This is a genomic window from Nocardiopsis sinuspersici, from assembly GCF_001998325.1.
GTDB lineage: Bacteria > Actinomycetota > Actinomycetes > Streptosporangiales > Streptosporangiaceae > Nocardiopsis > Nocardiopsis sinuspersici.
Window position 1 is genome coordinate 4429493 of the sequence record NZ_MCOK01000001.1, and the last position, 23791, is coordinate 4453283.

Here is a 23791-nt window from a genome sequence, read left to right on the forward strand (position 1 = left end):
GTCGGGATGTCCCACCCAGGTCAGTTCGCGGACGCGAGTTCGGCGGCCTGTGCGGCGGCGCCGTCCATCGTGTCGACCTGTCGCACGGCCGGGTGGGCGCGCTCGGTGAGGATTTTTCGGCCCAGTTCGGCGTTGTTGCCGTCCAGACGGACCACGATCGGTTTGCTCACGTCGCCCAGCAGTTCCAGTGCCTGGACGATGCCGTTGGCCACGGCGTCGCAGGCGGTGATGCCGCCGAAGACGTTGACGAACACGCTCTTGACCGCCGGGTCGCCCAGAATGATCTCCAGACCGTCGGCCATCACCTCGGCCGAGGCGCCGCCGCCGATGTCCAGGAAGTTGGCGGGCTTGACGCCGCCGTGGCCCTCGCCGGCGTAGGCGACCACGTCCAGGGTGGACATGACCAGGCCCGCGCCGTTGCCGATGATCCCGACCTGGCCGTCGAGCTTGACGTAGTTCAGGCCCTTCTCCCGCGCCCGCAGCTCGCGTTCGTCGGTGTTCGCGCCGTCCGCGAAGGGGGCGCGCTCGTGGTGCCGGAAGGCCGCGTTGTCGTCCAGGGTGACCTTGCCGTCCAGGGCGATCACGCGGTCGTCCCGGGTGCGCACCAGCGGGTTGACCTCGACCAGGGTGGCGTCCTCGCCGGCGGCGACCCGCCACAGGGCCGTGACGACCTTCGCCGCGCGGTCCCGGATCCCCTCCGGCAGGCGTGCGGCGCGGCAGATCTCCAGCGCCGCCTCGCGGTCCAGGCCCTCGGGGCCCACCGGAACTCGCACGACCGCGTCGGGGTCGGTGGCGGCGACCTCCTCGATCTCCACACCGCCCTCGGCGGAGCAGATCGCCAGGAAGGTGCGGTTCGCGCGGTCCAGGAGGAGGGAGAAGTAGTACTCCTCCGCGATGTCGGAGGCCTCCTCGACCAGGACGCGGTGCACCGTGTGGCCCTTGATGTCCATGCCCAGAATCTGCTCGGCCTTGGCCTGGGCGTCCTCGGGTCCGTCGGCGACCTTCACACCGCCGGCCTTACCGCGGCCACCGGTCTTGACCTGCGCCTTGACGACGACCTTCTGGCCGATCCGGCCCGCCGCCAGCCGGACCTGCTCCGGGGTGTTGGCGATCTCGCCCTCCACGAGGGGGACACCGTACTCACCGAAGATCTGTTTGGCCTCGAACTCGTAGAGATCCACCACTCCTCCTCATCCTGCTTCGCTCGCCCCCTCTCAGTGATACGCCATACTGTATGCAGTATGCAATACCCGCTCCTTCGACGAGTTGTGCCCGCGTACCCCTTCACAAGGCGCGACGTGCTTTGCATACTGCATACAAGGAGGTGTCGACATGCCTCAGGAGCCAACCCGACACCACACCACGACAGATGTCCGAGACTGGCGGGGGCGGCGGTACACCGTCGGCCCCACCGCCCGGGAACTGACCGGGCTGCCCCGATCCGCCCTCCTCGTCCGCGCGCTCGTCGCCGTCGCGGCGGTCGGCGTGCTCCAGTTCGGCTACGGGGCCGCCGTGCCCGTCCTGGTCGAGGCGCACGGCTGGTCGCCCGCCCAGGCACTCGCGCCGTTCCTCGTCTGGGCCCTGGTCCAGGGCTCCCTCGCTCCCGCGCCGCACTGGCTGCGGACCAGAGGGCTGCTGGGGCCGGGCCCCGTGGTCTGCGCGGGAGCACTGCTGTGCGGCGCCGCCCTGTTCACACTCGGCCACTCCGCGAGCCCGGTCGCCGCGGTACTGGGCTACGGCGTCCTCGGCGGCGCGGGGGCCGGGCTGGTCTACCACTCCTGCGCGGACCTGGTCGGCGGCTGGTTCCCGGACCGGCACACCGTGCGCCTGGGCGTCGTGGGCGGCGCCTTCGCCCTGGGCGCGGTCCCCCTGCTGCCCGCCGTCGTGCTGGGACTCTCCCCCGACGCGCTGCCGCCGGCCTCCACCGCGCTCGCCGCGGTGGTGGTCGCCCTGGGCCTGGCGGGCGGCGCGGGCCAGCGCGAGGCCCCGGAGCGGTGGTGGCCGCCGGGCAACGACCCGTGCGCGACCGCGCTGCGCAGGCGCGCCGACCCTCCCGCGGCGGGGGACTTCAGCATGGGACAGGCCTGGGCGAGCGGGCGCTCGCTGCCCGCCCTGCACGCGGTGGTGGCGCTGTCCGGCACGAGCGCCCTGTTCGCGCTCGCCGCCCTGCCGACGCTCCTGCTCGGCCTCGGCCGGCCTCCCTCGGACGTCGCCGCCGTGATCACGGCCCTCGCCCTGGCCAGCGGCCTGGGGAGGCTGGCCGCGAGCACCGCCGCCGAGCGGACGGGAAGGCGTCGGACCCTCGCCCTGCTGATGGCCGCGACCGCCCTCGCGCTGGTCGCGCTGGCCGCCGCGGCCCCCGCCGGGCCGGTCCAGCTGCTCGTCCTCCTGGCGCTGGTGGTCGGCGCGGGCACCGGGTCCTGCTATCCGCTCACCCGGGCGATCACCGAGGGGCACTTCGGATCGCAGCGCGCTCCCGGCCTCCAGAGCCTCGTCCACGGGTCCAAGGCGGTCGGAGGGCTGCTGGGGGTGGGTGGAGCCATGGCGGTCCTGTCCCTGGCTCCCGCCGGCACCCATGCCGGCTTCCTCGCCGCGGCGGGCGTCCTGCCCGCGGTGGCGGCCCTTCTCGCGGCCCGTCTGCGCCGTCCTCTGCCGATTCGTACCATCCCCAGGCAAACCAGGGTCTGGACAGCGGCAGCGCGTCGTGCTCCAATGTGACGTACACGGTATACAGTATCCGATCAACAAAGGTACACCGCATCCCGGTACCCGCACGAAAGGGGTCGTCGCACCGATGGCCGACAAGGCAAGCACCGAACCCAGCAGCGACACGACCACGATCTCCGGCGGCCACCTGGTGGCCAAGGCGCTCAAGGCCGAAGGTGTCGACACCATCTTCACGCTCTGCGGCGGACACATCATCGACATCTACGACGGTTGCGCGGACGAGGGCATCGACGTGATCGACGTCCGCCACGAGCAGGTCGCAGCGCACGCCGCGGACGGATACGCCCGGATCACCGGCAAGCCCGGATGCGCCGTGGTGACCGCGGGTCCCGGGACCACCGACGCGGTCACCGGCATCGCCAACGCCTACCGCGCGGAGAGCCCGATGCTGGTCATCGGGGGCCAGGGCGCCCTCAGCCAGCACAAGATGGGGTCCCTCCAGGACCTACCGCACGTCGACATGATCAACCCGATCTCCAAGTTCGCGGCCACCGTGCCGCACACCGAGCGCGTGGCCGACCTGGTCTCCATGGCCTTCCGCGAGGCCAACAGCGGCGCGCCCGGCCCGTCCTTCCTGGAGATCCCGCGCGACGTACTGGACGCCTCGGTACCGCTGGAGAGGGCGCGCATCCCCGTCGCGGGCCGCTACCGCGCCAGTACCCGCCAGGGAGGCGACCCCGCCGACATCGAGCGGCTGGCCGAGCTGATCGTGCGCTCGGAGCGGCCCAGCATCCTGCTCGGCAACCAGGTGTGGACGACCCGGGCCACCGACTCGGCCACCGACCTGGTCCGCTCCCTCAACATCCCCGCCTACATGAACGGCGCGGGCCGCGGCACCCTGCCCCCGGGCGACCCCCACCACTTCCAGCTCTCCCGGCGCTACGCCTTCACCAACTCCGACCTGATCATCATCGTCGGCACCCCCTTCGACTTCCGGATGGGCTACGGCAAGCGCCTCCCGTCCACGGCCACCGTGGTGCAGATCGACCTCAACTACGCCACCGTCGGCAAGAACCGGGACGTCGACCTGGGGATCGTCGGCGACGCCGACGTGGTCCTGTCCTCGGTCCTCCAGGCCGTCTCGGGCTACGGCGACACCGGGGCGCAGGGCCGCAAGGCCTGGATGGAGGACCTGCGCAACCAGGAGCAGGCCGCGCTCGACAAGCGCGCCCACCTGCTCACCTCCGACTCCACGCCGATCCACCCCTACCGGCTGGTCAGCGAGATCAACCAGTTCCTCACCGAGGACTCCATCTACGTCGGCGACGGCGGCGACGTCGTCACCTTCTCCGGCCAGGTGGTCCAGCCCAAGTCGCCGGGCCACTGGATGGACCCGGGCCCGCTCGGCACGCTCGGCGTCGGCATCCCGTTCGTGATGGCCGCCAAGCACGCCCGGCCCGACAAGGAGGTCGTCGCCCTGTTCGGCGACGGCGCGTTCAGCCTGACCGGCTGGGACTTCGAGACGCTGGTCCGCTTCGACCTGCCCTTCGTCGGGATCATCGGCAACAACTCCTCGATGAACCAGATCCGCTACGGCCAGATCGCCAAGTACGGCGCCGACCGCGGGGAGATCGGCAACACCCTCGGGGACGTGCGCTACTCGGAGTTCGCCAAGATGCTCGGCGGCTACGGGGAGGAGGTCCGGGACCCGGCCGAGATCGCCCCGGCCCTGCGCCGCGCCCGCGAGTCCGGCAAGCCCTCACTGATCAACGTCTGGATCGACCCCGAGGTGTACGCCCCGGGGACCATGAACCAGACGATGTACAAGTAGCCCGGAAGGAGAGTCATGGGCAAGGCACTCGACGGAATCCGCGTCCTGGACATGACCCACGTCCAGTCCGGTCCGTCCGCGACACAGATCCTCGCGTGGATGGGCGCGGACGTCGTCAAGGTGGAGGCTCCCTCCGGGGACATCACCCGGCGCCAGCTCCGGGACAAGCCGGACGTGGACAGCCTGTACTTCACGATGCTCAACTCCAACAAGCGCAGCATCACCCTGAACACCAAGAGCCCCGAGGGCAAGCGGATCTTCCTGGACCTGGTGCGCCGCAGCGACGTGCTGGTGGAGAACTTCGCGCCCGGGGCGCTGGACCGGATGGGCTTCACCTGGGAGGTGCTGTCCGAGGTCAACCCCCGCCTGGTCTACGCCTCGATCAAGGGCTTCGGGCCGGGCACCTACGCCGACTTCAAGGCATACGAGGTGATCGCCCAGGCCATGGGCGGTTCGATGAGCACCACCGGGTTCGAGGACGGACCCCCGATGGCCACGGGAGCGCAGATCGGCGACTCGGGCACCGGGATACACACGGTGGCCGGCATCCTCGCCGCCCTGTACCAGCGCGTCAGTACCGACCGCGGCCAGCGCGTCCAGGTCGCCATGCAGGACTCGGTGCTCAACCTGTGCCGCGTCAAGCTGCGCGACCAGCAGCGGCTGGCGCACGGGCCCCTCTCCGAGTACCCGAACGACGAGTTCGGCGACGAGGTCCCCCGATCCGGCAACGCCTCCGGCGGCGGGCAGCCCGGCTGGGCCGTGCGCACGGCCCCCGGCGGCCCGAACGACTACGTCTACGTCATCATCCAGCCCACCGGCTGGGCCCCCATCGCCCGGCTGATCGGCCACCCCGAACTGGCCGAGGACCCCGAGTGGTCGACCCCCGAGGCCCGGCTGGACAAGCTCGACAAGGCGTTCTCCCTGATCGAGGAGTGGTCCCAGGAACTGCCCAAGTGGGACGTCCTGGCCGCTCTGAACGAGCACAACATCCCCTGCGGGCCGATCATGTCCACCCGGGAGATCATCGAGGACGCCACCCTGCGCGAGAACGGGGTCGTCACCGCGGTCGAGCATCCCGAGCGCGGCACCTACCACACCGTCGCCTCGCCCATCCGGCTCTCGGAATCGGCGGTGGACGTCGTGCGGTCCCCCCTGCTCGGCGAGCACAACACCGACGTCTACGGATCCGAGCTGGGCCTCTCCCCCGAGGAACTGGCCGATCTCTCATCGAACGGAGTGATCTGAAGGTATGGCCGTCTACACCCCCGAGCGTTCCGACCGCGACCGTGCCTCGGTCCGCGAGGTACTCGACCGCGCCAGGGCCGAGGGCCGGAGCGCGCTGACCGCCCCCGAGGGCCGCGTCCTCGCCGAGGCCTACGGCATCCCCGTACCCGGTGAGGCGCTGGCCGGCACCGCGGAGGAGGCCGCCGCCCTCGCCGCGGAGCTGGGCCTGCCCGTGGCGGCCAAGATCGTCTCCCCCGACATCCTCCACAAGACCGACGCCGGAGGCGTCGAGATCGGCCTGAACAGCGCCGAGGAGGTCGCCGCGGCCTTCGAGCGCATCACCGCCAACGCCCGCGCCCACGACCCCGACGCCCGGATCGACGGAGTCCAGATCCAGCAGATGGTCGGCGGCGGAGTGGAGGTGCTCGTCGGTGCCACGACCGACCCCACGTTCGGCAAGGTGGTGGTGTTCGGTCTCGGCGGGGTCCTCGTGGAGGTCCTCAAGGACGTCGCCTTCCGGCTCGCGCCGCTCACCCGGGAGGAGGCGCTCGGCCAGCTCGACTCCATCCGGGCGGCCGAGGTGCTGTCCGGGGTCCGCGGGAGCGAGGCCGTGGACAAGGGCGCCCTGGCCGACCTCCTGGTCCGCCTGTCCGACCTGGTCTCGGACTTCCCCGAGATCTCCGAGGCGGACCTGAACCCCGTGTTCGCCTCCGCCTCCGGGGCGATCGCCGCCGACCTGCGCTTCGTCCTCGACTTCGAGCCCGCGAAGGGACCCGACAAGTTCAGCCGTGAGGAGATCCTGGCCTCCATGGAGCGCATCTTCAAGCCGCGCTCCATCGCGATCATCGGCGCCTCCAACGAGGCGGGCAAAATCGGCAACTCCGTCATCAAGAACATCGTGGACGGCGGTTACGAGGGCGGGGTCCACCCGGTCAACCCCAAGGCCAAGGAGGTCTACGGGCGCGCCTCCTACGCCTCGATCACCGACGTGCCCGGCGACGTGGACGTCGCGGTCTTCGCCATCCCCGCCAAGTTCGTGGCGAGCGCGCTGGAGGAGGCCGGGCGCAAGGGCGTGGCGGGCGCGATCCTCATCCCCTCCGGCTTCGCCGAGACCGGCGAACAGGAGTTGCAGGACGAGGTGCTCGCCGTGGCCCGACGGCACGGCGTCCGCCTGCTCGGCCCCAACATCTACGGCTACTACTACACGCCGCAGAAGCTGTCGGCGACCTTCTGCACGCCCTACGACGTGGCGGGCGGGACCGCTCTAACGTCCCAGTCCGGCGGTATCGGCATGGCGATCCTGGGCTACAGCCGCAGCACCCGCACGGGCGTGTCGGCGATCGTGGGTGTGGGCAACAAGGCCGACATCGACGAGGACGACCTGCTCACCTTCTTCGGGCAGGACGAGAACACCAACGCGATCGCGATGCACCTGGAGGACCTCAAGGACGGCCGCGCGTTCGTCGCCGCCGCCCGCGAGGTCGTGCCCAAGAAGCCCGTGGTGGTGCTCAAGGCCGGGCGGACCTCCGCCGGGGCCCGTGCGGCCGGATCGCACACCGGCGCGCTCGCGGGCGACGACAAGGTCTACGACGACATCCTGCGCCAGGCGGGCGTGGTCCGCGCGCCCGGCCTGACCGAGCTGCTGGAGTACGGCCGCGCGCTGCCGGTCCTGCCCGCGCCGACCGGCGAGAACATCGTCATCATCACCGGCGCCGGCGGCTCCGGCGTGCTGCTGTCGGACGCCGTGGTGGACAACGGCATGTCGCTGTACGAGATCCCGCCGGACCTCGACAAGGCCTTCCGCGCCTTCATCCCGCCCTTCGGCGCCGCCGGGAACCCGGTGGACATCACCGGGGGCGAGCCGCCCTCCACCTACGAGAAGACCATCCGGCTGGGGCTGGAGGACCCCCGGGTGCACTCCCTGGTCCTGGGCTACTGGCACACGATCGTCACCCCGCCGCTGGTCTTCGCCGACGTGGTGATCGACGTGGTGAGCAAGGCCAGGGCCGCCGGGATCGACAAGCCGGTCGTCGCCTCGCTCTCGGGCGACACCGAGGTCGAGGCCGCCAGCCAGAAGCTCTTCGAGCACGGGATCGTCGCCTATCCCTACACCACGGAGATGCCCGTGAAGGTTCTGGGCGCCAAGTACCGCTGGGCCCGCTCCGCCGGAGTACTCTGACCCGACGCCCGGTCAGGGCGTGAGCTCTGACCGGGCCGTTCCCTCCGCAACCCCCATGAACCCGACGGCCTGGAGCCGCCGCCACAGACCGTCGGGAGCAGCCACCGCGACGGCAGCCACGCGCCGCGCCGCAGTGACCCCTTGTACACGTCCGAAGGAAGGGAGGACCAGAACCATCCGGGGGCGCCATGCGAACCACCGACTCGCATCCGCACATCCCACACAGGGAGTTCCACCCATGGATTCCTCGCACCCCGAAAGCGGTGACACCGCGGCCTCGACCGGCTCCGGCACCGAACGTCCGCACATCCCCGCACAACGACCGGCGCCCTCCACCGAGGCGGGCACGAACCCCCCGAGCACCCCGACCGACACGGCCGGCACCGCCGGGAGCGCCCCCGAGGAGGAGGAGCGCTTCTGGAAGGCGGGCCGGCTGGAGCAGATGCCCATCCGGCGCCTGCCCAAGGCACCCCCCTCGATCCACATCCTCGGCCCCACCGTGTTCCTCGTCGCCCTCGGCGTGGGCATGGGCGAGTCCTACATGTGGCCGCGGCTGGTCCTGGTCTTCGGCCCCGAGATCCGCTGGCTCTTCCTGGTCGGTGTGACCCTGCAGGCCGTGGTCATGCTGGAGATGTCCCGCTACGCGATGGCCACGGGCGAGAGCATCTTCTACGGAGCCGCACGCGTCTTCAAGCCACTCATGTGGTTCTTCTTCGCCACGGCGATCCTGGTCTACATCTGGCCGGGCCACCTGTCGGCGGGCGCGTCGGCCTTCGAGAGGGTGACCGGGATCCCCTGGCAGTTGACGGCGGTGACGGGGATGCTCCTCGTCGGCGTGGTCTTCACCTTCGCGAAGGTCATCTACAACCTGCTCGAGAACCTGCTGTCGATCTGTATCGGCCTGCTGGTGGTCGGCAGCGCGGTGATCGCGGCGATCGTGGGCAACCTGTCCGACCTGACGTCCACCCTCACCGGGATGTTCGCGTTCGGCTACTTCCCCGCGGAGGCGTCCACGGCGCTCTGGTTCCCCGTGATCGTCGGGTCCATCGCCTTCGCCGGCCCCTCGGGCATGCAGCAGATGTGGTACACCCTGCACCTGCGCGACAAGGGCGCGGGCATGGGAGCGCACATCCCCCAGATCCGTGGTCTGAGGCACGCGGGCGAGCAGGAGACCATGCCCTCGCGCGGCTTCATGTTCGACACCTCCGACCCCGAGGAGATGGAGAAGTGGAAGGGCTGGCGGCGCTGGGTCTCCTTCGACGCCCTGGTCCTGTTCTGGGGCATCACGATGCTGGTGACGATCTCCTTCACCGTGCTGGCCCAGTCCGCGGCCCGCTTCGACCCGAACGTGACCGAGCTGCTCAGGGGCGGCGACCGCAACGCCGCCCTGGACGCCATGGCGGCCTCCTTCTCGGCGGCCGGCAGCCCGGTCCTGGGCACGGTGTTCTTCTGCTTCATCGCGCTCATCGGGCTCAACGCCACGCTGGGGCTGTTCGACTCCTTCTCGCGCGGCCAGGCCGACATGACCTTCAACTTCGTGCCGGGCGCCAAGAAGATCGGCATGTCGAAGCTGTACGCCATCTTCCTCTGGGGCCTGATCGCCTTCGGCATCTGCATCCTGCTCTTCGGTCCGGCCGACGGGCCGGCGGCGATCCTGGACGTGCTGGCCTTCCTGTCGGCGTTCGCGATGGGCGCCTACTGCGTGGTGTTGCTGCTGGTCAACAACATCACGCTGCCCAAGCCGATCCGGCCGGGCATCTTCTCCAACGCCATCATCGCCTTCGCGGCGGTGTTCTACCTCGGTGCCCTGTTCTACTCCCTGTTCGCCTTCGGGGTCGTGATCGACTGATGAAGCCCCCAGACACCCCTCCGGAGGGAAGGCCCCTCTTCGACCACGTGGAGGTCGCTGTACCAGGCGCGGCGATCGGCCCGGTGGTAGGACTGTTCGCCGCGGGCGTCGGAGTCCTGGCGGGACTCCCCGTGGAGGTCACCCTCACCCTCGCGCTCGCGATGGGGGGTCCCATCGCACTTCTCGGCGCCGGATACTGTGTGCTGCTGGCACGTGGCGTCTTCACCATCGGGTCCGTGGCGCCTCTGGCCCTGTACTGGCTCGTGGGGTTCCCCCTCGTCCGCCTGTTCGACTCCTACGCCGTGGCACAGGTGGTCGGAAGCGACACCGTGCTGGGTGAGCCGCTACTGTCCTTCCTTGCGCTGCAAGCCATGCTGAGCTTCGGGTTCACCATCGGGTTCCTGTGGCTGCACGAGCGGATCGCCCCGCGTTGGCTGCTGCGCATCCGTGGTCACAACCCCGTGGCCGCGGCACTCGTCGAGCGCTACATGGAACACGCGGATCACCTCAACCGGCGGCGCGGACCCCAGCGTCCCCGCCGCAAGTCCTCCAACACCTCCCCCTGACAACCACGGTGATGCCTGCGGAGCGGCCGTACCGCCGCTCCGCGGGCAGCACCGTGCCCGTACGAGCACATGGAGATAAGAGAACGTGGACATTCACCCGTGGGTATGGGCCGTCACCATCACGACCCTGCTGGCCGTCATCGCGGTCGACTTCATCATCATCGCGCGCAGACCCCATGAGCCATCGATGCGTGAGGCCGCGATCTGGATCGGCGTCTACGTCTCCCTCGCCATCGTCTTCGGTATCGGGATCGGGATCTTCAGCACCCCCTCACAGAGCCTGGACTTCTTCACCGGCTGGATCGTCGAGTACTCGATGAGTGTCGACAACCTGTTCGTCTTCATCCTGATCCTGGGGTCGTTCGCGGTCCCGGCCAAGCACCGCCAGAGGGTCCTCCTGGTGGGGATCGCGCTCGCCCTGCTGTTCCGCGGCCTCTTCATCGCCCTGGGCGCGGCGGTGGTGAACGCCTTCGCCGGCGTCTTCTTCATCTTCGGCGCGTTCCTGCTGTTCACGGCGTGGAAGCTGATCGCCGACGCGGGCGGCGAGGACGAGGAGTACAAGGAGAACGCCGCGGTGCGGATGGTGCGGCGCCTCCTGCCGACCACCGACAAGTTCCACGAGGCGAAGCTGACCGTGCGGCTGGACGGCAAGCGCGTGGTCACGCCGATGCTGCTGGTGATGATCGCCGTCGGCCTCACCGACATCCTGTTCGCCCTCGACTCGATCCCGGCCATCTTCGGCATCACGCAGGAGCCCTACCTGGTCTTCACCGCCAACGCCTTCGCCCTGATGGGCCTGCGCCAGCTCTACTTCCTCATCGGCGGCCTGCTGACGAAGCTCGTCCACCTCAACAAGGGCCTGGCCGTGATCCTGGGCTTCATCGGCCTGAAGCTGATCCTGCACGCCCTGCACGAGACCACCGACTGGCACGTGCCGGAGATCGGCACCCTGACCTCTCTGTTCGTCATCATCGCCACGCTCGCCGTCACGACGGTGACCAGCCTGCTCAGCAGCCGCAAGACCGCCGCCGCCGAGGCGGCGGAGGCCGCCGGGGTCGCGGCCCGGTCCTCCGAAGGGGCCGGGGACACCGACACCGCCTCGCGGGCACGGACCGATGACGACGACGAGGTGGGAACACGGACCCGCAAATGACCTCACGCCCCCGCGGCGCACCACCGCGGCGGGACACGGGTGACCACAGAGCGGCCCCGGCGGAGCACCTCCGCCGGGGCCGCCCGCGTTCGCCCGGGGCAGCCCGTCCCCGGTCCGTCCCCGTCCGTGCCGCCCCGGCCCGGACACGGGCTCAGTGCAGGAGCTTGAGTCCGACGACGCCCGCGACGATGAGCAGCAGGCACAGCGCCTTGGGGACGCTGAAGCCCTCCCCGAGGAAGAGCATGCCGACCAGGGCGGTGCCGACGGCGCCGATCGAGACCCAGACCGCGTAACCGGTCCCGACGGGGATGGTGCGCAGCGCGTAGGCCAGGCCGGCCATGCTCAGCGTCAGAGTGACCGCGAAGGCCACCGACGGCCACAGGCGGGTGAAGCCCTGGGACGCGCTGAGCGCGGTCGCCCACGCGGTCTCCAGGAACCCCGAGACCACCAGAACGATCCAGGCCATGATCCGTACCTTCCGTGACGTGCGTGTGCGAACGCGCCGTCTTGTCGTCACCGGGTACGGCGCACCTCGTCCGGGGTCTCACGGAACGCACCCGTACGACCTCTGTCCGCACGGGCGGTGATGCCACGCAAGGTACAACGGCCCGCGCCGGCCGGGCCTTCCGGGGACGCCGGAGACCCCCTTCACCGGCCGTCGGCGGTATGGACCCGCACGTCGGGGGCTGACACGCGCACCAGCGGGGGAACCACTCGTCGACCGCTCACCGCACGGCCCGACCACTCACCGAGCGCTGGGCGACCGCTTGACGCTCCTCCCCCGCGTTCGGCGCGCGTGGACGCGCACCCCCTCCTGTGGCGGAGTGCCCCTCCTTACAGTGCCGGGTAACGCACGTCACACCGGCGAAACATCGTCTTCACCGGCTGTCCGCCGATCCCCCCGGAGGTTTCAATGTCACCAGACAGGCCCACGAAGGACCCGACACCACCCCCAGGTGGCAACGGAGGCGACGCGGAGCCCATCTCGCGCGAGGCCTACGTCAGGATGCACGGCGACCCGCGCTTCGTCGGGCTCAAGAAGCGCCTCTACGCCTTCATCTTCCCGATGAGCATCGCCTTCATGGCGTGGTACCTGCTCTACGTGCTCATGTCCGCCTACGGCCGCGAGGTCATGGGCACCGTGCTCTTCGGCAACGTGAACGTCGCGCTGCTCTTCGGCCTCCTGCAGTTCCTCTCCACCTTCGGGATCGCCATCCTGTACACGAGCTACGCCCGCCGCAAGCTCGACGCACAGGCGGTCGAGCTGCGTGACGAGCTCCAGCACGACGCGATGGACAAGGAGAGCGGCCGATGATGTTCGCACAGGAAGCGGTCGCCACGGTCGACGACAGCAGTCGTATCGTCACCATCGTCCTCTTCGTCCTCATGATCGCGGCCACGCTCGGCGTCACCGTCTGGGCCAGTCGCAACACCCGCTCCGCGACCGACTTCCACTCGGGCGGCCGCGGCTTCTCCCCGCTCCAGAACGGCCTGGCCATCGGCAGCGACTACATGTCGGCCGCGTCCTTCCTGGGCATCGCCGGCATGATCGCCCTGTTCGGCTACGACGGCTTCCTGTACTCCATCGGGTTCCTCGTCGCCTGGCTGGTCGCCCTCCTGCTCGTCGCGGAGCTGCTGCGCAACTCCGGCCGTTACACCATGGGCGACGTGCTGTCCTACCGGATGCAGCAGCGCCCGGTCCGGACCGCGGCCTCGGTCTCCACGATCGTGGTGTCGATCTTCTACCTGCTGGCGCAGATGGTCGGCGCGGGCGCGCTCATCGCCCTGCTGCTGGGCATCCAGCCCGGTCAGACCTTCCTCGGCATGGACGCCGCCACCGCCAAGATCGTCGGCATCGTGGTCGTCGGCCTCCTGATGACGGTCTACGTGACCTTCGGCGGCATGAAGGGCACCACCTGGGTGCAGATCATCAAGGCCGTCATCCTCATGTCCGGCGCCGCCCTGCTCACCGTGCTGACCCTGTCGCTGTACGGGTTCAACCTCGGCGCCCTGATGAGCGACGCCGCCAACGCCAGCGGCCAGGAGGGCTTCCTGGAGCCCGGCCTGCGCTACGGCGTGGAGGTCGCGGGCGACCCGGTGCAGACCATGTGGAACAAGCTGGACCTCATCAGCCTGGGCATGGCCCTGGTGCTGGGTACGGCCGGCCTGCCCCACATCCTCATCCGCTTCTACACCGTCCCCGACTCCCAGAGCGCCCGTAAGTCGGTCAACTGGGGCATCGGCCTCATCGGCACCTTCTACCTGATGACCCTGGTGTTGGGCTTCGGCGCGGCGGCCATCGTCGGCCACGAGGCCATCACGGCCCAGAACGCGGCGGGCAACACGGCCGCTCCGCAGCTGGCCCAGGCCGTCGGTGAGACCATCGGCGGGGACATGGCGGGCTCGGTCCTGCTCGCGCTCATCTCCTCCGCGGCCTTCGCGGCCATCCTGTCCACCGTGGCGGGCCTGGTCATCGCCTCCTCGTCCTCCATCGCGCACGACTTCTACAACTCGGTCCTGCGCAGGGGCAAGGCCACGGGCGCCGAGGAGGTCAAGGTCGCCCGGCTCGCCGCACTGGGCGTCGGCACGGTCGCGGTCGTCCTGGCCGTGTTCGCCCAGAACCTCAACGTGGCCTTCCTGGTCGCGCTGGCGTTCGCGATCGCGGCCTCGGCCAACCTGCCGACCCTGCTGCTGAGCCTGTTCTGGAAGAGGTTCAACACCGCCGGCGCCCTCGCCGGCATCTACGGCGGCCTGATCAGCGCCGTGGGCCTGGTGCTCTTCTCGCCGGTGGTCTCCGGCAGCGAGAAGGCGCTCATCCCGACCGCGGACTTCGCCTGGTTCCCGCTGCCCAACCCGGCCCTGGTGTCGGTGCCGATCAGCCTCCTGTGCGCGGTCGTCGGCACGCTGATGTCCAAGGAGCGCGACTTCGACAAGTTCGCGATGCTCCAGGTCCGCGCCCTGACCGGTGCCGGCGCCGAGAAGGCGGGCCAGCACTAGGCGGTGCCCTTCGGGACCTCCGCCTCGCCCCGGTCCGTGTTCGGGCGCACGAACACCCCTCACGGGCCGGGACCCGAGGAGCAGGCCCCAGGAACCACGAGCTCGGGGTGGTCACCGGTGGCCCACTCCCCGCCGGGAGACACCCTGCTCCCGGTGCGGCCACCGTCCCCGAGCCCCTTCCCGGGCCCGTCATCCCCTCCCGGGTGACGGGCCCGGACCCTTGCGCCGGCACGGGAACGGACACGCCTCCCACATCACGATTCGAAAGGTGATTCCCACCACGTGAGTGTCGACACAGGCTGCTGGGATAGGGTCGTTCCGTGTCATATCGGTGGCTGTCGCGGATGTCCCCCTCCCGGCGGCGCCCAGCGTCGTCAGCGCAGCGGGCGAGCGTCGAGTTGATGCGCCAGGTCCACTCCCTGGGCATCGACCTCCAGGACGGACTACACGGCAGGAAGGTGCCCTCGGCCGCCCGGCGGCTGCGCGAGCTCCTGGCCGTGGAAGGCGTCGTGCTCGCCGACCTGGACGGTCCTGTCGCCGCGTACGGCCGACAGCCCGAGCCGCAGGAGGTCGAGGGATTGCTCGCCCAGGTCTTCGAGTACGGAAGCAACGCGCGCGGCCGCCTGGCCGACGGAACCTCGGTGTGCGCGGTCCCCCTGACCGTGGACGACGAGCTGTCCGGGGCGCTGGTGGCGTCGGGCAACCCCGTGGAGACCGACGTGGAGGCGGCCGCCGCGCTGGTGTCGGACTGCCTGGACCACGCGGCGCTGCGCCGGGCACGCACGCGCATCGCCGCCGCCGACCTGCGCACGCTCCGGGCACAGATCTCCCCGCACTTCATGCACAACGCCCTCGCGGTCATCGCCGCGCTGGTGCGCACCGACCCGGACCGCGCCCGCCACCTGCTGTCGGACTTCGCCGACTACCTGCGCTACGGCTTCTCGGAGAAGGGCGACTACGCGACGCTCTCGGAGGAGCTGGAGGCCACGCAGACCTACCTCGAACTACAGAGGGCCCGCTTCCACGACCGCCTGGACATCACCGTGCGCATAGCGCCGGAGGTGCTGCCGGTGGCCATCCCCTTCCTGGTGGTGCAGCCGATCGTGGAGAACGCGCTCCGGCACGGCCTGGAACGCAAGGAGGGCCGCGGCCACATCAGCGTCTCGGGTTTCGGCGAGGGACCGCTGTGCGTGATCGAGATCGAGGACGACGGGGTCGGCATGCACCCCGACCTGGCCCGCTCCCTGCTGGCGGGCACGGGACCGGAGTCGCGCAGCGTCGGCCTGGCCAACGTGGACCAGAGGCTGCGCGCGGTCTACGGACCCGAGTACGGTCTGGTGATCGAGACCGCGCTCGGCGAGGGAACGAAGGTGACCGTGCGCGTACCCAGATTCACCAGGGGGGTGGTGGCGCAGTGAAGCCCGAGCTACGGGTACTGGTGGTCGAGGACGAGGCCTCCACCCGCCAGGAGATGGCGTCACTGCTGGGCGACATGCCCGAGGTGGCGGAGGTCCTCGTGGCCGACAACGGCGCCACGGCCGTGCGGCTGCTGGGGACCACCACGATCGACGCGGCGTTCCTGGACATCCTCATGCCCGGCCTGGACGGCATGGACGTGGCCCGGGTGCTGAGCGTGCTGTCGGAGCCGCCGTCCATCGTGTTCGTGACCGCGTCCGAGACCCACGCCGTGGAGGCGTTCGGCATCGGCGCCGTGGACTACCTGCTCAAGCCGATCCGCCCCGAGCGCCTGGCCGAGGCGGTGGGCCGCATCGCCCAACTGCGCCGTCCCAGCGGTGACGCCCCGCCCGCCGAGGACCTGCACGTGGTGCAGATCGACACGGGCAGGCGCACGGTGTTCGTCAAGCGCGACGACGTGCAGTTCGTGGAGGCCCAGGGCGACTACGTGCGCCTGCACACCGCCGACGGCGGCCACCTGATCCGCCTGTCGCTGTCGTACCTGGAGGAGGTGTGGGCCTCGGCGGGGTTCGTCCGGGTCCACCGGGGCTTCCTCATCGCGATCCCGTGGGTGCGCGACCTGCGGGTGACCTCCTCGTCCGGCCTGGTGGCGGGCACCCCGGCCGGGGACGTGCCGGTGAGCCGCCGCCACGGCCGCCACCTGCGCACGCAACTGCTGGAGGCGGCCCGCCGCGACCAGCTCGGCCGGTCCGCGAACGCGCAGGGCCCTCCCCCCGTCCGGTCCCGGGACGGTGAGCACGAGCAGTCCCCCCGGCAGGCGCCATGAGCCCGCGCAGGGAGAAGCTGACGAGCCCGCAGACCCGGATCGCGCTGGCCCGCGGCAACCGGCCCGTGCAGCACCTGCTGCCGATACCCGGGCCGGTGGACACCGAGGCTGCGCGCAGGCTCTTCCACGCCCAGCGGCGGGCGGCGGCGCGCACGGTGGCGCTGCTGTCGGTCCTGCTGTTCGGAATGAGCGGCGCTTTCGCGGCCTTCCCCGTGCTCGGGGAGATCCGTCCGGGCGGAGTCCCCCTGTCGTGGCTGCTCCTGATGGTGGCGGTCTACCCCCTGCTGTTCGTGCTGGCGCTGTGGCACGTGCGCTCGGCCGAACGCATCGAGGAACGGGCGGAGCGGGAGCACCCGAAGCCCGGGCACGGGGAGCGGGAGCGGTGATCTCGGCCCTGGCGATCGGGCTGGTCCTGGTCACCAGCCTGGTCATCGGCATCTACGGGGTACGCGCGGCACGCTCGACGTCGGACTTCCTGGTGGCCTCGCGCCGGGTGTCCCCCACCTGGAACGCGATGGCGATCGCGGGAGAGTACCTGTCGGCCGCCTCCGTGCTGGGGCTGGCCGGGCTGGTGCTCAAGAACGGCCTGGGCACCATGTGGTACGCGGTGGGGTTCGCCGCGGGCTACGTGGCGGTGGTGGCGCTGGTGGCCGGGCCGATGCGCCGGTCGGGCGCGTTCACCGTGCCCGACTTCGCCGAGTACCGGCTGGGCGCGCCGCGTCTGCGCAAGCTGTGCGGGTGCGTGGTGCTGGTGATCATGCTGCTGTACCTGGTGCCCCAGTTCAAGGGCGCCGGGGTGGTGATGGCCCTGGTCAGCGGCACGCCGTACTGGGTGGGGGTGCTGCTCGCCGGGCTGGTGGTGAGCGGGTCGATCGCCGCCGGCGGCATGCGGTCGGCGACCTACGTGCAGGCCTTCCACTACGTCGTCAAACTGGCCTTCCTCGCCATCCCCGCGATCTACCTGGTGGTGCACTCCAGTCCGCGGACCCGCACGGAGGCGCTGACCCCGGAGTGGGGCACGCATTTTCCCGAGACGACCCCGGTGGAGTTCACCGTGGGGACCCGGTTCAGCCTGGACGAGCCGGTGACGGTGACCGCTCCGGGCGGCGAGGAGGTGCGGCTCTCCGCCGGTGAGCACACCGCGGCCGAGGGCACCGAGTACGTCTTCCCCGAGGGCGCGACCATTCCGCGCCCGGAGGGGCTGCCGGACCTGGGCGGTGAGCGGTGGAGCATGCCGCTGCTGGACGTGGGCGGCTACCCGCTGTTCGAGACGTGGTCCGCCCTGCTGGCGATCACGCTCGGCTGTATGGGCCTGCCGCACGTCATCATGCGCTTCCACACGAGTCCCACGGCGCGGACCGCGCGCAGGGTGGCGGTGGGGGTGATCGCCCTGCTGGGGCTGTTCTACCTGTTCCCGGCGGTGTACGGGCTGCTGGGCCGGGTGCTCACGCCGCACCTGGTCCTGTTGCAGGGCACCGACACGGTGGCGGTGGTGCTGCCGGAGCAGGCGGTACCGGGGTCGGTGGGCACGGTGCTGGCGGCGCTGGTGGCGGCGGGCGCGTTCGGCGCGTTCCTGTCCACCTCCTCCGGGCTGCTGCTGGCCCTGGCGGGCGGGCTGTCGCACGACCTGTTCCAGGGGAGCGTGCCACGGCTGCGCCTGGCGGTGGTCGTGGGGGCGGGCGTGGCCGTGCTGCTGGCGCTGCCCGCGCAGATGATCGACATCAACGTGCTGGTGGTGTGGGCGTTCACGGTGGCGGCCTCCACGTTCTGTCCGTTGCTGGTGCTGGGGATCTGGTGGCGGAGGCTGACGCTGCCCGGAGCGGCCTCGGGGCTGGTCGTGGGCACGGTGACCGCGACCGGCGCGGTGGGGTGGTCGATACTGCTCCCCACGCCGGACGGATGGGTGTCGGTGCTGCTGGCCCAGCCCGCGGCGTGGACCATCCCGCTGGCCTTCACGACGATGACGGTGGTCTCCCGGCTCACACGTCCGCCGGACTGGGCCGAGCACGCGGTCCTGCGGCTCCACTCGCCCTGAGCGCGCGGTCCCCGTGCGGCGGGCCCGCCCGTCGCCCCGTACGCGACCTCGCGAACACGGGATATCACTCCTCGCCCCGGCCTGGATACGATGGGTCACATGCTCCCCTCGCGTCGTATCCCGCCCGTCCTGCTGGCCCTGAGCGCGCTCCTGCTCACCTCCGGCGCCCCGTCCGCGCTCGCCTTGGAGGGCGATCCGCCGACCGCCCCACCGGACGTGAGCGTGGACGGCGCGGGCCCGGACGTGCGTGCGCAGGACACGGCCCCGGACGTGACCGTGGACGGCACGGATCCGGACGTGAGCGTGGACGGCACGAGCCCGGGTGTGCACGTGGACGGCGCGGGTCCGAGTGTGCACGTGGACGGCGCGGGTCCGAGTGTGCACGTGGACGGCGCGGGCCCGGGTGTGAGCGTGGACGGCGCGGGCCCGGGTGTGAGCGTGGACGGCGCGGGCCCGGGTGTGAGCGTGGACGACGGAACCTCCCGTGTGGAGGTGGACCCCACCGGGGTCCGGGTGGAGACCTCCGACGTGCTGGTGGAGGTCGCCCCGGAGCCCTACGTCCTGGTGTGCGCGAACGGAGTGCGGGTGGTGGTCCACACGGGCCAGGCGCCACCGTGTGAGCCGCGGCCCGGGGCACCGGAGCGGTCCGCTCCCTCGGTGCCCGGAGAGCCCGCTCCCGGGGAGACCGCTCCCGAGGCGCCCGCGTCCGAGGCCCGGGACGAGCCCGGGGAGGTGCCGCCCGGGGAGGCGGGCCCGGACCGGGGGTCCCCGGCCGTCCCGGCGGCCCCCGGGCAGGAGCGCGCGACCGACCCCGTGGAGCCCTCCCCGTCCCCGTCCGCCCCGATCACGGTGGAGGAGGCGGCCGGAGAGCAGGTGCTGGCGGATATGTCGTCGTCCTCGGCGCCGCAGGCCGCCGGCGCCTTCACCCCGATGCGCACCATGGTGGTGCTCGTGGTCGTCATCGCCGTGGCCGCCTCGGGCGCGGGCCGCGCAGCCGCTCGCGTCTCCGGCTGACCGGCCGCGGGAACAGCCGCGCACGGGCGCAGCAACGGGTTCCGGGCGTGCCGCGGAGCGCACGCCCGGAACCCGCCGTGGCCCCTACCGGGGGTCGAGCGAGGCGTCGGTCCGGTCGAACTCGGCCAGCGCCTCCTGGATCGCGCCCGCGTCGTGGGCCAGGGCCCCGTTGAAGGGGTTGCCCAGGTAGAACAGCAGCAGGATGGTGGCGAAGACGAACACCAGGTTGGCCGCGGCCCAGAAGTAGGCCACGGACGAGCCCCGCCGGATCATGGCGAACGGCAGCACCGCCACGGCGACGGCGGACAGGGCCGCGATGGCGTTCAGGACGGACGGCACCCCGTCCCCGGCGGCGTCGGCGCGCTCGATGCGCGCGTCGCTGAGCTCCGCGAGCTCCTGGCGGGCGGTCAGGCGGTCCAGGCCGTCGCCGGTGTCGGACACCGACAGCGCCCGCACGGAGGCGGCCAGGTCGGCGAAGGCCTCGTCGCCCGCGGAACTCAGCTCACCCCCGCTCTCCATCCGCGGCCAGTCCTCCTCCACGACCGTGCTCATGTAGGCGCGAAGCCGCTCGCGCACCACCTGCGCCTCCTCGTCGGGGAAGGCGGTGGTGCTCCAGTACAGGGACTCGGCCGCACCCGCCTCGGCGGTCAGCCCGTCCCCGGCCCCCGTGAAGTGCTCCCAGCCGATGACCACCCCCATCGCCGCCGACGCGAGGTAGAGGGCGAGCACGCAGGGCGCGACGACGACGCTGACGGCTCCCCCCGATGACTCGTCGTCGACGCGGAACCTGCCCACTGCCAGCAGGGCGCCGCCGACCATGGCGATCAGGACGATGAGGACGAGGAACAACGTCAGCATGTGGATTCCAGGAGGAGAGTGCCAAGGGGAACGGGTCCATCCGTAGCACGGTCCCGGCCGCCTCTCCGGCCGAAAGACGGAACGCCCGCAAATATCCCCTCGGGGCCGTGACCAGCGACGACCCGCGCGGACGGGCACCGGTCCGGGCCGGGGTCCGCACGCCCCGGCCCGGACACGCCTCAGTCCTCCACGAACACCGCGACGGTACGCGGCGGCACCTCCAGGGCGCCCGTGTCCGGGTCGAAGGAGGACTCGCGCACGACCTCGTCGGCAGACTCCGCCTGCACCGGGTGCAGGTCCACGTCACCTCCCGCCAGCGCGTCCACCTCCTGCCCGACGGTCTCCGGGGTCGCGTTGAACACCACCGTCACCGACGACCACCCGCCCTCCAGGCCGGTGGTGTCCACACGCATCGTGATGACTCCGGGCAACTCGTCGGCGCCGCTGGTCGGGAAGGACAGCCGGTCCTGGACCTCCTCGGCGGTACCCAGCGAGAACGCCGGGGTGGACTCGCGGATGCGCAGCATCTCGCCGAAGCGCTCCCGGGCGTCCTCCACGGCCGCGCAGTCCGCGACGAGCGCGGGATCGGCCAGGAGGGGCCGGGCGTAGTCCCACTTGTCCTCGTTGTCCCAGGCCGGAGGCAGGCCCACGCCGAAGTTGTTGCCGTCGGCGCAGTCCCATTCGAGCCGGTTGAACCAGTCCCCCGAGTCGTAGGAGTTGCGGTCCAGCGACTTCGAGCGCAGCCGCTCGCTGCCCGCGTGCACGAACAGCGTGCCCTGCCCGAACGCCGCCGTGCCCAGGGACAGCGCCTGCATCCGCACACGGTCCTCCATCGGTGTGTCCGGCGGCAGCTTGTAGGCGAGCGCGTCGTACAGGGTCTCGTTGTCGTGCGCGTCCACGTAGGTGACCGCCTCGCCCGGGTCGAGGTTGTACCCGGCCGGGGCCCCGTTGTAGTCCACCTCCCACCCGGTCGCCTCCTCACCGGAGGAGGCCGTGAACCGGTAGTCGCGCAGGTTGCCCGTCAGGCCCACCTTGACCAGGTCCTGGTAGCCGAGCAGCCGCGCCAGCTGCTCCTCACCCGTGCCGTTGGCGGGCGAGCCGTTCGGGTCGGTGTACAGCCCCGAGCCGAAGCCCTGCACCCGGGGGTCCGCGTCGAAGGGCCCGCCGCCGCGCACGGCGTCGCGGAGCCGGTCGTTGAACGTGCCGATGCCCGTTCCGGCCATGTTGGCCTGGGTGGCCTGCTCGAACCGCGCGTCGTCGGCGACCTCGCCGAAGTCCCAGCCCTCGCCGTAGAGCAGGACCGACGAGCCGTCGACCCCGTCCTCCTCCAGCGTGAGCTCGTCCAGGGCGGCCCGGACGTCGAGCATGTTCTGCTTGGGGTGGTGTCCCATCAGGTCGAAGCGGAAGCCGTCGACCTTGTACTCGCGGGCCCAGGTGGTCACCGAGTCCACGACGAGCTTGCCCATCATGAGGTGCTCGGGCGCCGTGTTCGGGCAGCAGGTGGACGTGGCCACGCCGCCGTCGGCCCCCAGCCGGTGGTAGTAGCCGGGGACGATGCGGTCGAGCACCGAGTGCTCGTCCTGTCCGGCCTGGTGGGTGTGGTTGTAGACCACGTCCATGACCACGCGCAGTCCGGCCCCGTTGAGGCCGCCGACCATCTGGCGGAACTCGCTGACGCGCGTCGCGCCGTCCGGGTCGGTGGAGTAGGAGCCCTCGGGCACCGTGTAGTGGTACGGGTCGTAGCCCCAGTTGAAGGCGTCCTCGCCGCGGGTCCTCGCGATACAGGCCTGCTGCTCCTCGGAGTCGGACTCGAAGGAGTCCAGGTCGCAGGCGGGCTCGGACCGGTCGGCGGGGTCCTCGGGCACCGAGCCGACGTCGAAGGCGGGCAGCAGGTGGACGTAGTCCATGCCGTCCTCGGCCAGGGCCGCGAGTTCGCGCATCCCGTCGGACCCGGGCTGCGCGAAGGCCGCGAAGGTGCCGCGCAGCCCGGCGGGGACGGTGTCGTCGGAGATCGAGTGGTCGCGTACATGCAGCTCGTAGACCGAGGCGGCCTCCGGGGGGACGGCGGCGGGCTTGGCCAGGTCGGACCAGCCCTCGGGGGCCAGGTCCGGGTCGCCCGGGTCCACCAGGTGGGAGCGGGCGGAGTCGGTGGACAGCGAGACGCTGTAGGGGTCGGTGACCCGGTTGTCCACGACGGCGCCCCGTCCTCCGTCGGCGTAGGGGGAGAACACCCGTACGTCGAAGGTGTAGAAGCGCCCGGCCCAGTCGTCCCGGCCCCGCACCGACCAGACGCCGGTCCTGTGGTCCTGCCGCATCCTCACGGTGCGCGGGGTGTCGGAGGCGGAGTCGTCGTACAGCTCCAGGCTCACGGACCGGGCGGTCGGCGCCCACAGGGAGATCGTGGGGCGGCCCCTGGCGTCCCAGACCGCGCCCAGGTCGGCGTCGGCCGCGTCGGCGTACACGTCGTCGAGGACACCGGGGATCTGGACGCCCGTCGCGGCGACGACCGCGCCGTCGCCGTCCCGCTCGACGACGGCGAGCCGGCCGGTGAGCGCCGTGCGCAGGCGCGGCCCGTTGACCCGTCCCACGTCCAGGGCGGACAGGTCGGCCAGGTGGGGCCAGGCGGCGCGCTGGTCCTCGGTCGGGCCGTCGGGGTCGGCGGTCAGGTCCAGGGTCTCGTAGGTGCCGCCGAGCTCGCCGCCGGAGACGTCGAGGCCGGCGTCGCCGGAGGCCACGAGGGCGTAGGTGTGCTCGGGGTCGAGGTCGCCGGGCCAGAGCACGGTGGTCCGGTCGATCCAGTGGGCGCGCTGCTCGGTGAGGTCCGCTCCCACCGCCTGCCCGGCGGGCTCGGCGGGTGCCGGGAGTGCGGCGGCGCTCGCGCCGAGCAGGGGAAGCGCGAGGGCCGTGGCGACCAGTCCGGCGGCGACGGCTCGGACGGCGCCGGGTCCGGTCCCGGGCGGGGGACGCTCAGACCGGGTGTGCGGGGGCCTCATAGGGGGTGCCGGTCCTCTCGGGGGTCACAGGAATGTTGATCGGCACGCTAATGAGACCGCGGTCACTTCTGCAAGAGTTTCCATTGTTTTTCTGCAAGATTGCGTCAACACGTCCACACGGCGGCGGCTGGCGGCCACCGCATATGCCAGGGGGCGCGGGCACCGTCGTGCCCGCGCCCCCTG

The 23791-nt window shown here is 71.3% G+C and carries 18 protein-coding genes and 1 riboswitch; of the genes, 14 read left to right on the forward strand and 4 right to left on the reverse strand.

All coding sequences use genetic code 11. From position 1 onward, the window contains the following. Positions 1–20: 20 nt before the first annotated feature. A complete protein-coding gene (sucC, locus tag NOSIN_RS19135) occupies positions 21–1181 on the reverse strand; it encodes an ADP-forming succinate--CoA ligase subunit beta (RefSeq protein WP_077692070.1) in 1161 nt (386 codons plus the stop codon). Positions 1182–1332: 151 nt separating this feature from the next. On the opposite strand from sucC, the gene NOSIN_RS19140 reads away from it, so the two are divergent. The 7 genes from NOSIN_RS19140 (at position 1333) to NOSIN_RS19170 (ending at position 11469) form a co-directional block, all read left to right on the forward strand. Next, positions 1333–2718, forward strand: coding sequence for an MFS transporter (locus NOSIN_RS19140; RefSeq protein ID WP_077692071.1), 1386 nt, complete (start codon positions 1333–1335; stop codon positions 2716–2718). A 76-nt stretch (positions 2719–2794) separates the two neighbouring features. Then, positions 2795–4498 (forward strand): thiamine pyrophosphate-binding protein, encoded by a 1704-nt coding sequence (locus tag NOSIN_RS19145; protein ID WP_077692072.1) that lies wholly within the window; start codon positions 2795–2797, stop codon positions 4496–4498. A gap of 15 nt (positions 4499–4513) precedes the next feature. Beyond that, positions 4514–5743, forward strand: a complete 1230-nt coding sequence (gene frc / locus NOSIN_RS19150) for a formyl-CoA transferase (protein WP_077692073.1) — start codon at positions 4514–4516, stop codon at positions 5741–5743. Positions 5744–5747: 4 nt separating this feature from the next. Next, on the forward strand, positions 5748–7901 hold the full coding sequence (locus tag NOSIN_RS19155; RefSeq protein WP_077692074.1) for an acetate--CoA ligase family protein: 2154 nt from the start codon (positions 5748–5750) through the stop codon (positions 7899–7901). 238 nt (positions 7902–8139) lie between these two features. Next, the gene (locus NOSIN_RS19160) at positions 8140–9750 is read left to right on the forward strand and encodes an Nramp family divalent metal transporter (protein ID WP_077692075.1); all 1611 of its coding nucleotides are present in this window, start codon (positions 8140–8142) and stop codon (positions 9748–9750) included. Next, the gene (locus NOSIN_RS19165; RefSeq protein ID WP_077692076.1) at positions 9750–10316 is read left to right on the forward strand and encodes a hypothetical protein; all 567 of its coding nucleotides are present in this window, start codon (positions 9750–9752) and stop codon (positions 10314–10316) included. The genes NOSIN_RS19160 and NOSIN_RS19165 overlap by 1 nt, the downstream gene beginning before the upstream one ends. 85 nt (positions 10317–10401) lie before the next feature. Continuing rightward, the gene (locus NOSIN_RS19170) at positions 10402–11469 is read left to right on the forward strand and encodes a TerC family protein (protein ID WP_077692077.1); all 1068 of its coding nucleotides are present in this window, start codon (positions 10402–10404) and stop codon (positions 11467–11469) included. Between the two features lie 151 nt (positions 11470–11620). Here NOSIN_RS19170 and NOSIN_RS19175 read toward each other — a convergent pair whose 3' ends face one another. Next, a complete protein-coding gene (locus tag NOSIN_RS19175; RefSeq protein ID WP_077692078.1) occupies positions 11621–11935 on the reverse strand; it encodes a DMT family transporter in 315 nt (104 codons plus the stop codon). A 30-nt stretch (positions 11936–11965) separates the two neighbouring features. Continuing rightward, a riboswitch (guanidine-III (ykkC-III) riboswitch) is annotated at positions 11966–12027 on the reverse strand. Positions 12028–12382: 355 nt separating this feature from the next. Here NOSIN_RS19175 and NOSIN_RS19180 point away from each other — a divergent pair. The 7 genes from NOSIN_RS19180 to NOSIN_RS19210 all read left to right on the forward strand — a co-directional run bounded on the left by NOSIN_RS19180 (position 12383) and on the right by NOSIN_RS19210 (position 19757). Next, positions 12383–12784 carry a DUF485 domain-containing protein gene (locus tag NOSIN_RS19180; RefSeq protein WP_077692079.1) on the forward strand — a complete coding sequence of 134 codons (402 nt, stop codon included), beginning with the start codon at positions 12383–12385 and terminating at the stop codon, positions 12782–12784. Continuing rightward, positions 12781–14466 carry a solute symporter family protein gene (locus NOSIN_RS19185; RefSeq protein WP_077692080.1) on the forward strand — a complete coding sequence of 562 codons (1686 nt, stop codon included), beginning with the start codon at positions 12781–12783 and terminating at the stop codon, positions 14464–14466. The genes NOSIN_RS19180 and NOSIN_RS19185 overlap by 4 nt, the downstream gene beginning before the upstream one ends. 401 nt (positions 14467–14867) lie before the next feature. Further along, a complete protein-coding gene (locus NOSIN_RS19190) occupies positions 14868–15884 on the forward strand; it encodes a sensor histidine kinase (RefSeq protein ID WP_077692081.1) in 1017 nt (338 codons plus the stop codon). Next, complete coding sequence (locus NOSIN_RS19195) at positions 15881–16708, forward strand: LytR/AlgR family response regulator transcription factor (RefSeq protein WP_077692082.1); 828 nt, start codon at positions 15881–15883, stop codon at positions 16706–16708. Before NOSIN_RS19190 ends, NOSIN_RS19195 begins: the two co-directional genes overlap by 4 nt. Further along, complete coding sequence (locus NOSIN_RS19200; RefSeq protein WP_077692083.1) at positions 16705–17094, forward strand: hypothetical protein; 390 nt, start codon at positions 16705–16707, stop codon at positions 17092–17094. The genes NOSIN_RS19195 and NOSIN_RS19200 overlap by 4 nt, the downstream gene beginning before the upstream one ends. Continuing rightward, positions 17091–18743, forward strand: a complete 1653-nt coding sequence (locus NOSIN_RS19205; RefSeq protein WP_077692084.1) for a sodium/solute symporter — start codon at positions 17091–17093, stop codon at positions 18741–18743. Before NOSIN_RS19200 ends, NOSIN_RS19205 begins: the two co-directional genes overlap by 4 nt. Positions 18744–18842: 99 nt before the next feature. Further along, the gene (locus tag NOSIN_RS19210; protein ID WP_077692085.1) at positions 18843–19757 is read left to right on the forward strand and encodes a hypothetical protein; all 915 of its coding nucleotides are present in this window, start codon (positions 18843–18845) and stop codon (positions 19755–19757) included. Positions 19758–19841: 84 nt separating this feature from the next. Here the strand turns inward: NOSIN_RS19210 and NOSIN_RS19215 are convergent, their stop codons facing one another. Together NOSIN_RS19215 and pulA are read right to left on the reverse strand one after the other, a co-directional pair. Beyond that, the gene (locus tag NOSIN_RS19215; protein WP_077692086.1) at positions 19842–20615 is read right to left on the reverse strand and encodes a bestrophin-like domain; all 774 of its coding nucleotides are present in this window, start codon (positions 20613–20615) and stop codon (positions 19842–19844) included. Positions 20616–20794: 179 nt separating this feature from the next. Continuing rightward, positions 20795–23608 carry a pullulanase-type alpha-1,6-glucosidase gene (gene pulA, locus NOSIN_RS19220; protein ID WP_077692087.1) on the reverse strand — a complete coding sequence of 938 codons (2814 nt, stop codon included), beginning with the start codon at positions 23606–23608 and terminating at the stop codon, positions 20795–20797. Positions 23609–23791 lie beyond the last annotated feature (183 nt).

What these genes read in the sequence shown, in the direction of transcription:
- NOSIN_RS19140 (WP_077692071.1), top strand. Translation starts at nt 1,333, where the DNA reads ATGCCTCAGGAGCCAACCCGACACCACACCACGACAGATGTCCGAGAC.
- NOSIN_RS19145 (WP_077692072.1), top strand. Translation starts at nt 2,795, where the DNA reads ATGGCCGACAAGGCAAGCACCGAACCCAGCAGCGACACGACCACGATC.
- frc (WP_077692073.1), top strand. Translation starts at nt 4,514, where the DNA reads ATGGGCAAGGCACTCGACGGAATCCGCGTCCTGGACATGACCCACGTC.
- NOSIN_RS19155 (WP_077692074.1), top strand. Translation starts at nt 5,748, where the DNA reads ATGGCCGTCTACACCCCCGAGCGTTCCGACCGCGACCGTGCCTCGGTC.
- NOSIN_RS19160 (WP_077692075.1), top strand. Translation starts at nt 8,140, where the DNA reads ATGGATTCCTCGCACCCCGAAAGCGGTGACACCGCGGCCTCGACCGGC.
- NOSIN_RS19165 (WP_077692076.1), top strand. Translation starts at nt 9,750, where the DNA reads ATGAAGCCCCCAGACACCCCTCCGGAGGGAAGGCCCCTCTTCGACCAC.
- NOSIN_RS19175 (WP_077692078.1), bottom strand. Translation starts at nt 11,935, where the DNA reads ATGGCCTGGATCGTTCTGGTGGTCTCGGGGTTCCTGGAGACCGCGTGG.
- NOSIN_RS19180 (WP_077692079.1), top strand. Translation starts at nt 12,383, where the DNA reads ATGTCACCAGACAGGCCCACGAAGGACCCGACACCACCCCCAGGTGGC.
- NOSIN_RS19185 (WP_077692080.1), top strand. Translation starts at nt 12,781, where the DNA reads ATGATGTTCGCACAGGAAGCGGTCGCCACGGTCGACGACAGCAGTCGT.
- NOSIN_RS19190 (WP_077692081.1), top strand. Translation starts at nt 14,868, where the DNA reads ATGCGCCAGGTCCACTCCCTGGGCATCGACCTCCAGGACGGACTACAC.
- NOSIN_RS19200 (WP_077692083.1), top strand. Translation starts at nt 16,705, where the DNA reads ATGAGCCCGCGCAGGGAGAAGCTGACGAGCCCGCAGACCCGGATCGCG.
- NOSIN_RS19210 (WP_077692085.1), top strand. Translation starts at nt 18,843, where the DNA reads ATGCTCCCCTCGCGTCGTATCCCGCCCGTCCTGCTGGCCCTGAGCGCG.
- NOSIN_RS19215 (WP_077692086.1), bottom strand. Translation starts at nt 20,615, where the DNA reads ATGCTGACGTTGTTCCTCGTCCTCATCGTCCTGATCGCCATGGTCGGC.
- pulA (WP_077692087.1), bottom strand. Translation starts at nt 23,608, where the DNA reads ATGAGGCCCCCGCACACCCGGTCTGAGCGTCCCCCGCCCGGGACCGGA.